This is a genomic window from Sphingomonas sp. NPDC079357, assembly GCF_044901155.1.
Lineage (GTDB): Bacteria > Pseudomonadota > Alphaproteobacteria > Sphingomonadales > Sphingomonadaceae > Sphingomonas.
The window spans coordinates 77,268-91,091 of sequence record NZ_JBJDOM010000006.1; the positions used below are offsets into that span (position 1 = coordinate 77,268).

Annotated in this window: 13 protein-coding genes; 7 read left to right on the forward strand and 6 right to left on the reverse strand. The window is 68.1% G+C overall.

Going from position 1 to position 13,824, the window contains the following annotated elements:
- Positions 1-15 precede the first annotated feature (15 nt).
- Both ACI2JO_RS16055 and ACI2JO_RS16060 read right to left on the reverse strand, forming a co-directional pair.
- Positions 16-1,227: an ABC transporter substrate-binding protein gene (locus tag ACI2JO_RS16055; RefSeq protein WP_404721622.1), complete on the reverse strand. Its 1,212-nt coding sequence runs from the start codon at positions 1,225-1,227 to the stop codon at positions 16-18.
- Entirely contained in the window at positions 1,224-1,805 is a 582-nt protein-coding gene (locus ACI2JO_RS16060; protein ID WP_404721623.1) for an ANTAR domain-containing response regulator, read from the reverse strand. The genes ACI2JO_RS16055 and ACI2JO_RS16060 overlap by 4 nt, the downstream gene beginning before the upstream one ends.
- An 80-nt stretch (positions 1,806-1,885) precedes the next feature.
- Here ACI2JO_RS16060 and ACI2JO_RS16065 point away from each other — a divergent pair, with 80 nt between their 5' ends.
- From ACI2JO_RS16065 to ACI2JO_RS16075, 3 genes are all read left to right on the forward strand, one after another.
- Positions 1,886-2,656: a response regulator gene (locus ACI2JO_RS16065; protein WP_404721624.1), complete on the forward strand. Its 771-nt coding sequence runs from the start codon at positions 1,886-1,888 to the stop codon at positions 2,654-2,656.
- Entirely contained in the window at positions 2,640-3,986 is a 1,347-nt protein-coding gene (locus ACI2JO_RS16070; RefSeq protein WP_404721625.1) for an ATP-binding protein, read from the forward strand. Before ACI2JO_RS16065 ends, ACI2JO_RS16070 begins: the two co-directional genes overlap by 17 nt.
- Before the next feature lie 140 nt (positions 3,987-4,126).
- Positions 4,127-5,023 carry an intradiol ring-cleavage dioxygenase gene (locus tag ACI2JO_RS16075; RefSeq protein ID WP_404721626.1) on the forward strand — a complete coding sequence of 299 codons (897 nt, stop codon included), beginning with the start codon at positions 4,127-4,129 and terminating at the stop codon, positions 5,021-5,023.
- 198 nt (positions 5,024-5,221) lie between these two features.
- Here ACI2JO_RS16075 and ACI2JO_RS16080 read toward each other — a convergent pair whose 3' ends face one another.
- The 3 genes from ACI2JO_RS16080 to ACI2JO_RS16090 are packed head-to-tail and all read right to left on the reverse strand — an operon-like array spanning position 5,222 to position 8,378.
- A complete protein-coding gene (locus ACI2JO_RS16080; RefSeq protein ID WP_404721627.1) occupies positions 5,222-5,941 on the reverse strand; it encodes a gluconate 2-dehydrogenase subunit 3 family protein in 720 nt (239 codons plus the stop codon).
- Complete coding sequence (locus ACI2JO_RS16085; RefSeq protein WP_404721628.1) at positions 5,938-7,641, reverse strand: GMC family oxidoreductase; 1,704 nt, start codon at positions 7,639-7,641, stop codon at positions 5,938-5,940. The genes ACI2JO_RS16080 and ACI2JO_RS16085 overlap by 4 nt, the downstream gene beginning before the upstream one ends.
- A complete protein-coding gene (locus tag ACI2JO_RS16090; RefSeq protein ID WP_404721629.1) occupies positions 7,641-8,378 on the reverse strand; it encodes a DUF1080 domain-containing protein in 738 nt (245 codons plus the stop codon). The genes ACI2JO_RS16085 and ACI2JO_RS16090 overlap by 1 nt, the downstream gene beginning before the upstream one ends.
- 156 nt (positions 8,379-8,534) lie before the next feature.
- On the opposite strand from ACI2JO_RS16090, the gene ACI2JO_RS16095 reads away from it, so the two are divergent.
- Both ACI2JO_RS16095 and ACI2JO_RS16100 read left to right on the forward strand, forming a co-directional pair.
- On the forward strand, positions 8,535-9,302 hold the full coding sequence (locus ACI2JO_RS16095; RefSeq protein WP_404721630.1) for an SDR family NAD(P)-dependent oxidoreductase: 768 nt from the start codon (positions 8,535-8,537) through the stop codon (positions 9,300-9,302).
- Entirely contained in the window at positions 9,299-10,249 is a 951-nt protein-coding gene (locus tag ACI2JO_RS16100) for a glycosidase (RefSeq protein ID WP_404721631.1), read from the forward strand. Before ACI2JO_RS16095 ends, ACI2JO_RS16100 begins: the two co-directional genes overlap by 4 nt.
- Before the next feature lie 13 nt (positions 10,250-10,262).
- On the opposite strand, the gene ACI2JO_RS16105 is transcribed toward ACI2JO_RS16100, so the two are convergent.
- Complete coding sequence (locus tag ACI2JO_RS16105; protein WP_404721632.1) at positions 10,263-12,257, reverse strand: acyltransferase family protein; 1,995 nt, start codon at positions 12,255-12,257, stop codon at positions 10,263-10,265.
- 185 nt (positions 12,258-12,442) lie between these two features.
- Between ACI2JO_RS16105 and ACI2JO_RS16110 the strand changes: the two genes are divergently transcribed.
- Together ACI2JO_RS16110 and gshB are read left to right on the forward strand one after the other, a co-directional pair.
- Positions 12,443-12,823, forward strand: a complete 381-nt coding sequence (locus ACI2JO_RS16110; RefSeq protein ID WP_404721728.1) for a YraN family protein — start codon at positions 12,443-12,445, stop codon at positions 12,821-12,823.
- 32 nt (positions 12,824-12,855) lie between these two features.
- The gene (gshB, locus tag ACI2JO_RS16115; RefSeq protein ID WP_404721633.1) at positions 12,856-13,821 is read left to right on the forward strand and encodes a glutathione synthase; all 966 of its coding nucleotides are present in this window, start codon (positions 12,856-12,858) and stop codon (positions 13,819-13,821) included.
- Positions 13,822-13,824: the final 3 nt, after the last annotated feature.

Here is a 13,824-nt window from a genome sequence, read left to right on the forward strand (position 1 = left end):
TATTGTCGACCGATCCTACGGAAGCTGCGCCAAATAGCCGGCGATGTCGTCGGGATCGAAGGCACAGCCGTCGAAGAAGCGGTCCTGCCCCAGCAGCAACCGTCCCTGCGTCGATCCCGCGCCGATCGGCGCGTCGAGCGCGCCTTCCAGCTTGGAACTGGCGTTGGGCAGCGGCGCGCCCGAACCGGCCAGCGCGGCGCGGTACAGATCGGGGCGGAACACCGACTGCGCGGTCGCGGCATCCGACTCCGAGAAACGCAGCCCGTCCCAACGCACCATCTGCGCGTACAGCCACGCCGCCTGACTGCGCCACGGGAAGTTGGCGGCCTCGCGATACTGGAACATGAAGTCCGGATACGCGACCGGTGCGCTGTCCGGGGTCACGCGGATGCGGTCGGTGATCGCGCGCAGGATCGCCTCGACCGGCGCGTCGCAATAATCGCGTCCCGCGAGCAGCGCGGCGCTGTCCTGCGCGGTGTCGGGGCGCACGAAATGTTCGGCGGCGGCGTGGAGCGCGCGCAGCAGCGCGGCGACCGCCTCAGGGCGCTCGGCGGCGGTGTCCGATCGCAGCGCCAGCACCTTTTCGACACCGCGCCGCCAGATCTGCGCGGTCGCCAGCGCGATCCGCCCGACTCCCCGATCGACTGCGATCGCGTTCCACGGCTCGCCGACGCAGATGCCGTCGACCTCGCCCGCCGCCAGCGCGTCCGCGGCGAAGGTCGGGCTGGTCACAGTGATCGTCACGTCTTCATCGGGGCGGATGCCGACCCCGGCGAGCCAGTAGCGCAGCATGTAATTGTGGCTGGAATAACGGTGCACCACCCCGAAGCGCAGCGGTCGCCCCGCCGCCCGCCGCGCCGCCGCCACCTGCTTCAGCGCCGCGCCGAGCGCGACCGGATCGCCGAGCGCATCGCCCAGCCCGCACGCTTCGCCAAGCGCGGTCGAAAAGGTGATCGCATTGCCGTTCAGTCCCAGCACGAATGGCACCGTCAGCGCCACCGCCGGCCGGTCGCGCCCCAAAGCGGTCGCGATGGCGAGCGGCGCGACCAGATGCGCGGCGTCGGTGTGACCGTACAGCAACCGGTCGCGCACCGTCGCCCAGGTCACGTCGCGCACCAGCTCGATCCGCACGCCCTCCGCTGCCGCGAAGCCCAGTTCGTGCGCAAGGATCGGCAAAGCGGCATCAACCAGCGGCACGAAACCAATGCGGAAGGTCTCGGCGCTCACGGCAGGTCTCCCATCAGCGCCTCGCTGGTCACGATCGCCTCCGCCACCTCGGCGATCCGGCGGTTCGACTTCATCGCATGACCGCGCAGCAGCGCATAGGCGGCGGGCTCGTCCAGCCCGCGGCGCTTCATCAGGATCGCCTTGGCGCGATCAATCGTCTGCCGGTCGGCCAGCGCGGACTTCGCCTCCGCCAATTCGGTCTGCAACCGCGAAAAGGCCTCAAAGCGGCGGATCGCGAGGTCGAGCACCGGCTTGATCCGCTGCCGCGCCAGCCCGTCGACGACATAGGCCGACACGCCCGCATCGACCGCCGCCATCGTCGTCTGCGCGTCCGACTGGTCGACGAACATCGCGATCGGCCGCGCCAGCGCGCGCGACATCGCGAAGAAATCCTCCAGCAGATCGCGGCTGGGGTTTTCGAGGTTGATGAGCACCACCTCCGGCGCGCTCGCCTCGACCTGCGCGACCAGCGGCCCGGCGGGGTCGATCACCACCAGGTCGACGAGCCCGGCGTCGCGCAATCCTTCCGAGATGATCGCGGCGCGCGTGGTGCTGGTATCGATGATCGCGATCCTCACGACGCCGGGGAGTATCCCGCCGCGCCGCTTTGTTGCAACCGTGAAACGCGCGCGATACGTCTGGGGGCGATGGCGGCTCCATGCTTCAACCCTGCCTCGATGCCGGTGACGTGACGGACCGCGCCGCGCGACTGTTGATCGTCGACGACGACCCCGACATTCGCGAGCTGACCGCCGACTTCCTCGCGCGCCACGGCTACACCGTCGACGTCGCGCAGGATGGCGTCGCGATGCGCCGCGCGATGGCGGCGAACGACTATGCGTTGATCGTGCTGGACGTGATGATGCCCGGCGAGGACGGGCTGACGCTGCTGCGCGGGCTCGACCGTTCCGCGCCGCCCGCCGTCATCATCATGTCGGTAATCGGTGAGGAGGTCGACCGGATCGTCGGGCTCGAGATGGGCGCCGACGATTATATCGCCAAGCCCGCCAACCCTCGCGAGCTGCTGGCGCGGATCCGCTCGGTTCTTCGCCGCGCGGCTGCGACCGCCCCGGAGGCAGGCATCCGGCAGAGCGCGGTCGTGCGCCCGTGGCAGCATTTCCAGGGCTGGCGGCTCGACCCGATCGGCCGGCAGTTGCTCGATCCCGACGAGGTGGTCATCAACCTGTCGGACGGCGAGTTCCGCCTGCTGATGACCTTCGTCGACCATCCGCGCCGCGTACTGACCCGCGATTTCCTGCTCGATCACGCACGCGGCCCGACCGCCGAGCATTTCGACCGCGCGATCGACGTGCAGGTCAGCCGGCTGCGCCGCAAGCTGGCGCGCAATGACGGGCGCGGCGGCGACGAGCTGATCCGCACCGTCCGCAACGAAGGCTATATGTTCGCCGCCGATGTCGCGCAGCGCTGACCGCAGCCGGCCGCTCGCCCGGCCGATCTTCGTGCTGGTGGTGGTGTCGGTGCTGGTCACCGCGATGTTCTCCTTCGCGGTCACCTTCTCCGGCCCGCCGCCGTTCGAACCGCCGCGCAGCCTGACCGGGATCGCGCGCGCGCTGAAGGGCGAGCGCCCGCCGTTCGGGTTCGGCGGATTGCCGCCGGGCCGCGGCGATCATCCGGGACCCCCCGATGGCGGCGGCGGCTTCCGCCACGGCCCGATGCCGCTCCAGCGCGAGCGGCTCGCCACCCCGCCCGGCCCGCGCGCCGACGAGCGCGCCAATGCGGAGGCCGCCGCGCGCCTTGCCGCGGTGTTGCGCGCGCCGCTCGCCGACATCCGCGCCTTCACCGAGCCGGGGCGCAGCGAGGGCGAGGCCTTTTCTGGCGACTGGACCTTCGGCTGGCGGCAGGACGGTGGCTGGTGGATGGTCCGCAGCCAGCAGCCGCCATGGCTGACGCGCTGGCACGTTCGCACCTTGATGGCGCTGCTGGCGGCGCTGCTGCTGCTGTCGATTCCCGGCTGGTGGCTCGCCCGCGCGCTGACCCGCCCGCTGCGACAGCTCGCCGCGGCGGCGGATCGCGCCGGCACCGGCGCGCCGCTCCCCGAATTGCCCGGCGGCTCACGCGAGATCCGCGACCTCGCGCGCGCGGTCTCGACGATGCACGCGCGGCTCGCCAGCCATGCCGAGGCACGAACCGCGATGCTCGCCGGGATCGCGCACGATCTTGGCACCCCGCTCGCGCGGCTCGCCTTCCGTGTCGAGGGCTTGCCCGAAGCCGCGCGCGCGAAGGCGGCTGCCGATATCGCGGAGATGCGCGCGATGATCGGCGCGACCCTCATCTTCGCGCGCGACGATGCCGCGGCGACGATGCTGGTGCGACTCGATCTCGCCAGCCTGATCGACAGTCTGGTCTACGACCTCAAGGATACCGGCGCCGCCGTCGAATCCACCGGTGGCCCGCGCGCGATCGTGCGCGGGGACAGCGGCGCGCTGCGCCGGCTGTTTGCCAATCTGGTCGAGAATGCGATGCGCTATGGCGAGCGCGCGACCGTCGGCTGGACCGTCGACGACGGGCGCGTCACGATCACGATCGACGATGTCGGCCCCGGCATCGACCCGGCGCTGGCCGAACGATTGTTTCAGCCGTTCGTGCGCGGCGATCCCTCGCGCAACCGCATGACCGGCGGCACCGGGCTCGGCCTCGCGATCGTCCGCACGATCGCCACCGCACATGGCGGCGCCGTGACCTTGGGGAATGGCGCGACCGGCGCACAGGCGCGCGTGGTGCTGCCGCTGTCGGCGTAGCGATAACGGCTCCCCTTCACTCGGGGGCGCGCCCTGCAACTTCTCTCCTGCAACAGGCTGCAACAAAGTTGCGGCGCGCCGACATATGGACGTGAAGAAGCGCGGGCAGTTGGTTTCCAGCAAAGCGGGAGCTAACAATCATGACCGACCACGACCATTCGCACGGCCACAGCCTCGCCGAGGACCTTCAGCAGATCGACATGCTGATGGCGCGGCGACGCGCGTTAAAATGGTTCGCGGGCGCCGGCACGGTCGCCTTCCTCAGCAGCTGCGGCGGCAGCGACGCCGCCAGCACCGACACGACGACGTCGACCACCGCGACGCCCACGCCGACTCCGACGCCCACCCCGACACCAACACCGACCAGCACCGCGACCGGCACCTGCATCGCCGATCCGCAGGAAACCGGCGGCCCCTATCCGGCGGACGGCACCAACAGCGCGTCGGGATCGACCAGCAACGTGCTGACCGCGACCGGCATCGTCCGCTCGGACATCCGCGCCAGCTTCCTGACGACCACCACCGTCGCGACCGGCGTGGCGGTGACCTTCACGATCACCGTCGTCAACGTCAACGCGACCTGCGCGCCGCTCGCCGGCTATGCGGTCTATCTGTGGCATTGCGATCGCAACGGCCTCTATTCGCTCTATTCGATTCCGAACGAGAGCTACCTGCGCGGCGTGCAGGTGACCGACGCCAACGGGCAGGTGACCTTCACCACCATCTTTCCCGCCTGCTACGATGGACGCTGGCCGCACATCCATTTCGAGGTCTTCTCGACGCTCTCGAACGCGCTCGGCGGGCGCTATGCGATCCTCACCAGCCAGTTCGCGCTGCCGGCCGGCGCGTGCAGCACCGTCTATGCGGACACGAGCACCTACCCCTCCAGCAGCAGCAACTTCGCGCGCGTGGCGCTGTCGAGCGACAATGTGTTCGGCGACAACACCACCGCCCAATTAACCCAGATGACGCCGACCTTCACCGGCAGTCCGTCGACCGGCTATACCGCGACCGCCGTGATCGGCGTGGCGCGGTAAGCATTGTTTCAGACAGGCCCTTCCCCCCCGGGAGCGGCCACTGATCAAGGCGAACCGACGCCGCAGCCACCCGTCATGGCGAGCGGAGCAAAGCAATCCTGAGCCGGATCAGGACGCCCCGGATTGCTTCGCTCCGCTCGCCATGACCATCTTCGGCAGTACCGCTTCCACCCGATCGCCACGAAGTGGAGTCCCGGGTCAGACCCGGGACGACGCAGGCGGCATCGACAGTTTCAACGACGCCAGCAACGCCGCGAAATGCGCCTGCGCCTCGGCCGTCGGCCCCGGATACGGCCCCTCGGTCGGCTGGTCGCCGATATAGCCCATGTCGGCCTTGCCCTCGGGCAGGCTGTAGAAGCCGAGCACGAACAGGTTGCGCAGCCGGTCCATGAACGCAACCGGTTGCACCATCGCCGCGCCCGGCGTCTCGACGGTCAACGCGTCGAGCAGCGTCGCGCGTTGCGCCGCCGTCGCCGCGGTGAACGCGCCGCCGTGCAGCACGCGGCTCTGCGCATCCATCCACGCCAGCCCGGCGATGACCTTCGCACGATCCTCCTGCTGCTGCGGATAGGGCGCGCTGATCCATTCGTCGATGAAGGCCCCAACCCCCAGCGTCCCCGCCCCCGGCGAAGCGCCATCGGCAGGCAGGATCATATCGCCGAGCATATCGACGGTCGCGCGCTGCGGCCGGGTCAGCGTCAGCGGCCACGGCACCTTGGGCGCGGTCAGATCGGGATCGCGGCCATAGCCCTTGGTGGCCGACAGCGGCGTGATGCTCGCCGGCCACTCGACGACCTTGAACGGGGGCGGCGCGGCGGTCGCCTGTGGCGCGACGGCGGCAGCCACCCCGCGATGGGCGATCGACAGCGCGGTCGCGGTGGCGAACCATTGCAGAGTCGTACGGCGGGTGAAGGTCATGCCAGCGCTCCTGACGACAGACGGGTGGCGAGCCGTTCCGACGCACGCAACGCCAGCGCGAGGATCGTCAGCGTCGGGTTCTTGTGCGGCCCCGACGCGAAGGTCGCGCCGTCCATCAGCACGACATTGTCAACGTCCCACGTCTGGCCATAACTGTCCACCACCGACGATTTCGGATCGGCCCCCATTCGCGCGGTGCCGAGTTCGTGGATGATCTCGCCGCCCGCGGTCATGATCTGCTCGGGCGGCAGGTCGGGATCGAGGATCGTGCCGTTCAGCCGCTTGAACACCGAATGCGCGGCACGGCGGCCGTGTGCGACCTGATTGACCTCGTGTTTCGACCAGCGGAACGCGAAGCGCAGCACCGGGATGCCGAACTTGTCCTTCATGGTCGGATCGATCTCGCAGAACGTATCCTTGTTGGGGATCATCTCGCCGCGCAGCGTCAGGTTGATCGTCGCGCCCGACGCGTTGCGCACCGCCTGCTTCAGATCCTTGCCCCAGACGCGGGGCAGCGCCGCCTCGGCGGGGACGCCGAAACGGCCGCCGATCTCGAAATGATAGCCGCGCGCGAAGTCCAGCTCGCCGCGCTTCTGCTGCTCGTACAGCCAGAACGGGATATAGATATGCTGCCCGCCGATCCCGTCCTCGTTGTAGCGTGGACGTCCGGCAAGGCCGGGGATGAAGGCGCGGAACGACGCGCCGGTCGAATCGGTCAGGTTGCGCCCGAGCTGGCCCGACGAATTGGCGAGCCCGCGGCCCGCCTCGCCCGAATTGAGCAACAGCCGGGTCGTCTCGCCGGTGCCCGCCGCGAGCACCACCGCGCGCGCGGTCACCTGATGGCGCTGCCCGGTCTTGCGGTCGACATATTCGACCCCGGCCGCGCGACCGCGCGTGCCCATCACGACGCGCGACACCATCGCGTCGGTGACGACGCGCAACTTGCCGGTCGCCTTGGCCATCGGCAGCAGCGAGGTGGTGGTCTGGAACATCGCGCCGATCGTGCAGCCGCGCGTGCACGGCGTGGCGTTGAAGCACGCGCTGCGCGGCGCGACCTTGTCGGGCATGTCGCGCGTCAGCACCGCGGTATGCGCCGCGCGCACCGGGATGCCGAGGCTTTCGGCCGCCGCGGTAATGAGCATTTCCGGCACGCGCGGCTTGGGCGGCGGCATCAGGCAGCCGTCGGGCGAGTCGGGATGGTTCTCCAGCCCGATCTTGCCGCCGTTGACGCCGATCATCCGCTCGACACGGTCATAGAAGGGCGCGACATCGTCATAGCCGATCGGCCAGTCCGCACCGAGCCCGTCGCGTGAGAAGGGCTTGAAGTCATAGGCGCCGAATCGGGGCACGTGTCGTCCCCAATGGTTGGTGCGCCCGCCCAGCATCCGCGGGCGCCACCAGCGGAAGTCGCTGCCCTCGGTCATCGTGTAGGGCTCGCCGTCGATCTGCCAGCCACCGTCGACGGTCGCGTCGAAATAACCGAACGGCTTGTCGGGGGTGCCAGTCCCGCGCAGCGGCGCGTCGCTTTCGGGCGCGAACATATTGACCTCGGCCTGCGGATCGTAATCGCGCCCGGCCTCGAGGATCAGGCAGCGCACGCCGGCCTTGGTCAGCGTATAGGCCGCCATCCCACCTGCCGCGCCGGAGCCGACGATGACAACATCGACAGCGCTTTCCGCAACCTTCGGTGACCTCGCCATTACTTGCCGGCCCCCGTCGCGGACGCGCCGATACGGCGCAGCTTAATGTTGCGGAACGCCACCGGCTCGCCGTGATCCTGCAATCCGATCACCCCGCTATCGAAGGTGCCGAAGTGCGGCATCTTCGCAAACTTCGACCCCGCCACCCGCTGCCGCCACGCGTCATCGCCATAGGAGACGTCGGCGGTCGGCGTACCGTTAAGCCATTGGCGGATACGCCCGTTCTGGACGATTAGCCGCGCATGGTTCCAGCTTCCCGCCGGCTTGGAGACGCCGGCCGGCGGCACCGTCATGTCGTAGAGCGCCCCCGCGCGATGCGTCGGGATCTTGCCGTCGGAATGACCCGCATCGTCAAGCACCTGCATCTCCATCCCGGTCTGGTACAGCAGCGGCGCACCGTCGACGGCGCGCGCCAGATACAGCACCCCGCTGTTCCCGCCCTTCTCGACCTTCCAGTCCAGCGTCAGTTCGAAAGCACCATAGGGATCGGCGGTGACGAGATCGGTCCCGCTCATCTTGCCGTCGGCCTTGGTAAGCAGCAACGTCCCGTCGCGCACCGTCCAGGTCGCGGGCGCGGGGCCACCGCCGAACGCCTGCCATCCCGACAGGTCACGCCCGTTAAACAACAGCTTCCAGCCCTGCGCGCGCTCGGCGGCGGTCAGGCTGTTGTCCTTCGCCAGTGCGGCGCCCGGCGTCATCGCCACCAGTGCCGCCGCGATGCTCAGTGCCCAACGCATCTTCACTCTCCCACCATCGTCGTGCGCCCAAAGTCGCCGCCTGCGGAGAGGCTTAAAGATTCCATTTTTGTTTACAAGGAAGGTCCGGGTTTCCCCGGGGAGACGTTTACGCTGATGCGCGTTAGGCGCTGCATCCATTGAAGGAAGGCGCAGCGCGTGACCCAGCGAACGATTGTCGTGACGGGAGCGGAATCGGGGATCGGCGCGGCGTGCGCGGCGGCGTTCGGCAAGCTCGGCGACCGCGTCGCGATCCTCTATTATTCGGATCGTGACGCCGCCGAGGCGACCGCCGCCGCTGTCCGCGCAGGGGGCGGTACCGCGTTGACCGTGCAGGCGCATGTCGACGACGAACGTTCGGTCGAAGCCGCCTTCGCCACCGTCGAAAGCGAATGGGGCCCGGCCGACGTGCTCGTCAACTCGGCGGGACTGAACATGAGCGGGGTCACCGTGCGCGCGATGACGCTCGATCAATGGCGCCGCTTGCTCGACACCGACCTGACCGGCGCGTTCCTCACGTCGCGTCGCTTCCTGACCGGCCGCGGGGCTGCATCTAGCGATGCCGCGATCATCCACATCTCCTCGATTCACGCCTATGCGGTGCGTGCCGGCGGCGCCGATTATTGTGCCGCGAAGGGCGGGCTCTCCAATCTGGTCGAGACGCTGGCGATCGAGGAAGCGCCCAACCGCGTCCGCGTCAATGCGATCGAGCCGGGGATGATCCTGACCCCGATGAATGCGCGCGCGCAGCAGGACGATGCCTATCGCCAGACGTTGGAGAAGAACATCCCGCTCGGCCGCGCCGGCAAGCCGGAGGAAGTGGCTGACCTCGCGGTGTTCCTCGCTTCCGATCACGCGCGCTACATCACCGGCGCCCGGATCGTGATCGACGGCGGCCTGTCGCTGATGCAGGCGCTCGGCGCATGAACGGAGAGGCGATCAGCGATCCGCACCTGAAGGATATCGTCGTCGGCAACGACGTGGCGCTCGACTTCAACGTCAAGCGGATCGAGAAGGTGTCGCTCGACGGCCCGCCCGAATTGATGTCCCGCGATCTGATGAGCCCCTATATCTGGCGCGAGCCGGATGGCCGCTGGGGGATCATGGTCCGCGCGGTCGTCAAGGCCGATGCCCCGCTCACCGACACCGGCCAGATCTGGGGGGGCTGGAGCGACGACGGCGTACATTTCACGATGCTTCCCCGACCGTCGCTCGTGCCCGGCCCCGAGGACAATGACGCGGGCGGCGTCGAGGACCCGACCGTGATCCGCGGCGATGACGGCTATGTCGTCTATTATTCGGGCGTGCGCGCCGATCATGCGCATAGCGAACTGTCCTATGCGACCGGCCCGACGCTCGACCGCCTGACCAAGAGCGGCGTCGCCCTCGCGTCGACCAAGTCGGAGGGCAATACCAAGGAAGCCACGATCGATCGCACCCCCGACGGTCGCTGGCGGTTATTCTACGAATATGCCGCCGACGAGGCGTCGCGCGTCGGGCTGGCGGTCGGCGCCGGACCCGCCGGGCCGTGGCAGGAACAGCCAACTCCGTTCATGCCGCGCGAGGAAAGCTGGGATGACTGGCATCTCTCGACCGGCCCGCTGCTGACCGACGATCCGGCCATGCCGGTGATGTTCTACAACGGTGCGACCCGCGACGCACGCTGGCGGATCGGCTGGGTTGCCTTCGATGCCGATTACCGGAAGGTCGTGGCGCGCGGCATCCAGCCGCTCGTCACGCCGCCCCCGGTCGACGACCGCACCGCCACCGACATCGCCTTTGCCGCCTCGGTCGTAATCGCGGACGGTGCGATCTGGCTCTATTACTCGCTGGAGGATCGCCGCCTGGCCCGTGCGCTGATCCGCCGAAGCTGAATTTGGGGCCAGTTCACGGCCCTGGCGCGACCCAGCTGGCGCCCGACGACTGCACCGCGCGGGCCAGCGGCGATCCGTTCGCCCGATCCGCTTCGATCAGCTTCCTGATCGCGAAAGCCGAGCCCAGCCGACCATAGTGATTGTTGTCGAAGTAGAGCATGTTTCCGCGCTCATCCGTGACATCGCACTGGCGATCGGTACGACACATGGTGGTGAGCGGCGACAGATAGGTGAACCCGATCCTCTTGCTCACACGACGAAGCTGATCGTCGCTGCCCCAGATGCGCGGCGTGAGGTTTTTGTACAGGAGATCCGGCTCTTGCCGACGCAGGCTTTCGGCCATCAGGCGTGGCACGGCCATGCCATATTCCGGCGTCGGACCGATTACGATGAGCTGGACGTTCTTGCGCCGCAGACGGTCGAACAACGCCTGTAGACCGGCTTCATCGACCTGCGGCCAGCGCCAGGTGAGAACCAGCGCCGCCGGCGGTTTCTGATCGATATGGTCGACCAGTGCCTTGTGCATCAGATCGTTGCAAATCCGCCCGTCGGGCTGTGGGTTCAGGTAGATTTCGCAGCCGAACACGACGGCCGTCTGGAAATGGATCTGCGGCAGATTGGTGGCAAGACCGCTCCACAGCATCGCGGCATGGCTGTCGCCGACCAGAAGCCAGTCCGGCTTGCCCGTGACACTGCCCAGGCAACGCGGATCATATTGGGCCAGCGTGTCCGGAACGGCCAGGAAGCAGTGACGGGACGGCATCGGGAAGCGATCGGGCGCCTCCGTCATGCTGGCGAGCGCAAGTGCCTTCGCGGGGAAGCGCTGCGGAAAGCCGCGCCCGAGCAGGAAGGTGCCTTGCAACAAGGCGACAAGCGCGAACAGCGCGCCGGTTCGCATCAGCAACTGGCGCGGCGGCATGCGGGATCGGAATGGCCGCTCCACGAAATGCCACGATCCGAAGCCGAGGACGAGCGTCAGGGCAAGGATCGGGATCGCCTCCCGCAGGCCAAGCCGCTCGATGAAAAAGAACTGCTTGTAGAGAACGATGATCGGCCAGTGCCAAAGATATAGCGAGTAGGACGCCAGCCCGGTGTAGCGCGCCGGTGCCAGCGCCATGAGCCTGTGCGCAAGCGAAAGCCCCGCGCTGCCGCTGACGAGAAACAGCGCAGCGCCTGTGCAGGCCGGCAAAAGGACCGGGCCGGGGAAGCCCTGATCCGGCCGGACGAGCAGGAGCGATCCTGCCATCAACACGAGCCCGATCACCCCGACGACGAACCTGACCGTTGGCGCGGCGAACCAGTGCCTCGGCGCTTGCGCCGCCAGCGCGCCCAGCGCCAGTTCCCACCAGCGGCTTGGAAGCAGATAGAACGCCCCAACCGGATTGGTCTTCACCTGAGCGGCGCTGTACAGCAGCGAGACGAGGATCGTCACGGCCAGCGCCTGGTTGATCCAGCCCCGCCGCATCTTCATCGCCGCCATGATGACGAAGGGGAAGGCGATATAATATTGCTCTTCCACGCCCAGCGACCAGCTATGCAGCAGGGGCAGCGTATTGCTTTCCGCCGCAAAATAGTCGGACGTGAAATAGAAGAAGATGTTCGAGGCGCACAGCAACGCCGCCAGCGCACTTTTGGCGAGGCTCGTCAGTTCCCACGGGTACAGCGGCATCGCCGCGACCGCAGTGGTGCACAGGATCATGACCAGAAAGGCCGGCAGGATGCGCCGGATGCGGCGAAGGTAGAAATCGCTGAACGAGAAAGAGCCGGTCGCCAGACTGGCGATCACCATCCCTCCGACAAGATAGCCGGAAATGACGAAGAAGATGTCGACGCCCACCCCACCGGCCGGCAGACGCCACGGAAACAGATGGTAGAGGATGACCGTCGTGACGGCGAGGGCGCGAAGCCCATCGATATCGCCGCGATATTTGACCGGGTGGACAAGCGCCGGCGCCGAAACGCCCGTGCTGGCGACATGCTCGGGCGCCTCAAGAACCGACGCCGTCATGCGCGCACGGAATCAGGTAAATTCACCGACTTGTCCCCCCGGAAAAGCAGGGGAAGTCCTTATCCGTGCGGCCATGGGATGACAATTCGAGAATCATCGGCGACGTGTCCCGACATGTTGAAGGCGGGTATTTGGCGATGGTCACGGCTTGCCTCGGCAAGATCCCGCCGCCATCCTCCGTCGCGATGCGCCCGCCCCGACCCCGCTCCTCCGCCAGCCGCCGTGTCGCGGAGAAAGCCGGCCGGCGCGGCGAGCGACTGGCGGCGTGGTGGCTGCGACTGAAGGGCTGGCAGATCCTCGACCGTCGCGTCCGCACGCCCGCCGGTGAGGTCGACCTTGTCGCCAAACGCGGCGCTTTGGTTGCCTTCGTCGAGGTCAAGGCGCGCCGTACGCCTGCGGAACTCGACCACGCGATTGATCAGCGTCGCCTTGCGCGCGTCGCCGCCGCTGCGGAGCTGCTGATGCCGCGCTACGCCGATGCCGGGGAGGACATTCGCGTCGACGTGATCCTGCTCGCCCCGGGCACGCGCCCGCGCCATATCGAGAATGCGTGGATCGGCTACTGACAGCTGCCGCCCCGCGCCTTACATCCGCGCCCATGACCCAGCCGCTCACCGTCGCCGTCCAGATGGACCCGCTCGATCAGATCAACATCGCGGGCGACAGCACCTTCGCGCTGATGCTCTCGGCGCAGGCCCGCGGGCATCGCCTGTTCCACTATACCGCCGATGCGCTCAACTATCGCGAGGGGCGCGTCTGGGCGAAGGCGCACCCGGTGACGGTGCAGCGGCGCGCGGGGGACCACTTCGCGTTCGGCGAGCCCGTGGCGCTCGATCTCGGCGAGCAGGCGGATGTCGTGCTGATGCGGCAGGACCCGCCCTTTGATCTCGGCTATATCACCGCGACGCATCTGCTGGAGCGGATCGCCGACCGCACGCTGATCGTCAACGATCCGGTCAGCGTCCGCAATGCGCCCGAGAAGGTGTTCGTGCTCGATTACGCGCGCTTCATGCCGCCGACGCTGGTCACGCGCTCGCTTGACGAGGCACGCGCCTTCCTCGCGAAACATGGCGAGATCGTCGTGAAGCCGCTGCATGGCAATGGCGGCAAGGCGATCTTCCACGTCCGCTCGGCGGGCGAGAACCTGTCCGCGCTGATCGAGGTGTTCAACCAGACGTGGCGCGAGCCGCATATGGTGCAGGCGTTCCTCCCCGCGGTGGCGAGGGGCGACAAGCGCATCGTGCTGGTCGACGGCGAGGTCGCGGGCGCGATCAACCGTCTGCCCGGCGAAGGCGAGATCCGCTCGAACCTCGCGGTCGGCGGCTCGGCGCAGAAGACTGAGCTGACCCCGCGCGAGCGCGAGATCTGCGACGCGCTCGGGCCGGAGCTGAAGAAGCGCGGGCTGATCTTCGTCGGGATCGACGTGATCGGCGGCGAATGGCTCACCGAGATCAACGTCACCTCGCCGACCGGAATCGTCGCGATCGAGAAGTTCGACGGCACCGACGTCGCCGGGCTGATCTGGGACGCGGTCGACCGCCGGCTGAAGGAACGCGCACGCTGACCG

What these genes read in the sequence shown, in the direction of transcription:
- ACI2JO_RS16110 (WP_404721728.1), top strand. Translation starts at nt 12,443, where the DNA reads ATGCGCCCGCCCCGACCCCGCTCCTCCGCCAGCCGCCGTGTCGCGGAG.
- ACI2JO_RS16065 (WP_404721624.1), top strand. Translation starts at nt 1,886, where the DNA reads ATGCTTCAACCCTGCCTCGATGCCGGTGACGTGACGGACCGCGCCGCG.
- ACI2JO_RS16100 (WP_404721631.1), top strand. Translation starts at nt 9,299, where the DNA reads ATGAACGGAGAGGCGATCAGCGATCCGCACCTGAAGGATATCGTCGTC.
- ACI2JO_RS16080 (WP_404721627.1), bottom strand. Translation starts at nt 5,941, where the DNA reads ATGACCTTCACCCGCCGTACGACTCTGCAATGGTTCGCCACCGCGACC.
- gshB (WP_404721633.1), top strand. Translation starts at nt 12,856, where the DNA reads ATGACCCAGCCGCTCACCGTCGCCGTCCAGATGGACCCGCTCGATCAG.
- ACI2JO_RS16075 (WP_404721626.1), top strand. Translation starts at nt 4,127, where the DNA reads ATGACCGACCACGACCATTCGCACGGCCACAGCCTCGCCGAGGACCTT.
- ACI2JO_RS16085 (WP_404721628.1), bottom strand. Translation starts at nt 7,641, where the DNA reads ATGGCGAGGTCACCGAAGGTTGCGGAAAGCGCTGTCGATGTTGTCATC.
- ACI2JO_RS16090 (WP_404721629.1), bottom strand. Translation starts at nt 8,378, where the DNA reads ATGCGTTGGGCACTGAGCATCGCGGCGGCACTGGTGGCGATGACGCCG.
- ACI2JO_RS16070 (WP_404721625.1), top strand. Translation starts at nt 2,640, where the DNA reads ATGTCGCGCAGCGCTGACCGCAGCCGGCCGCTCGCCCGGCCGATCTTC.
- ACI2JO_RS16105 (WP_404721632.1), bottom strand. Translation starts at nt 12,257, where the DNA reads ATGACGGCGTCGGTTCTTGAGGCGCCCGAGCATGTCGCCAGCACGGGC.